At 39.0% G+C, this 636-nt stretch carries 2 protein-coding genes; both read right to left on the bottom strand.

Annotated features, from left to right (window positions below):
* The coding region (locus SMIDD28_RS10715) for a transposase (RefSeq protein WP_081103305.1) at positions 1–136 on the bottom strand (136 nt) is incomplete at its 3' end.
* 65 nt (positions 137–201) lie between these two features.
* Positions 202–552, bottom strand: coding sequence for an IS66 family insertion sequence element accessory protein TnpB (gene tnpB / locus SMIDD28_RS10710; protein ID WP_061425910.1), 351 nt, complete (start codon positions 550–552; stop codon positions 202–204).
* Positions 553–636 lie beyond the last annotated feature (84 nt).

The following is a 636-nucleotide window of genomic DNA, read 5'->3' as shown; positions in this document are numbered from 1 at the left end:
GTCCAGAGGGGCAAACACTTTTCTCAGAGGATTTTCCATAGAGCTTTTGCGTTAGATAAGCCACTTGTTCACGCAGAAGGGCAAGTTCATTGGTGAGACTATCAATTGTAGCACTCTGTTGTTGAATGATTTTCAATAATTCTCCCATAGACTTTCCTCCTTATTTTCTAACTTTATTATACTAAAAAGAAAGTCTTAATTTCAATAGAAATCACGACTTTCTGATGGATTTATTTTGGGAGTGATAGAAAATCCCTTCATCAGCCAATCTACTTGTTCAGGTGTGAGAGCTTTGACATCCTTTTCTGTACTTGGCCAAGTCAACTTACCGTTCTCAAAGCGTTTGTAAAGTAACCAGAATCCTTGACCATCCCAGTAAAGGGCTTTAAAGCGGTCTTTACGTCCACCACAAAAGAGAAAGACTTGACCTGAGAAAGGATCCAATTCAAAGTGGCTTTTAACCACATAGGCTAAGGAGTCTATTCCCTGCCTCATATCTGTCTTACCACAAACAAGGTAAACTTGACCTAAATCGCTTAGTTGAATCATCATAGTACAATACCTTTCCTCCGATAACTATTTTTATCTAGTATACCGGAAGTTGGGGAATTGGGATAGATACCTTGTTATGACGCG

It is taken from the genome of Streptococcus mitis, from assembly GCF_001579045.1.
Lineage (GTDB): Bacteria > Bacillota > Bacilli > Lactobacillales > Streptococcaceae > Streptococcus > Streptococcus mitis_D.
This window is presented reverse-complemented; position numbering and strand designations above follow the sequence as displayed.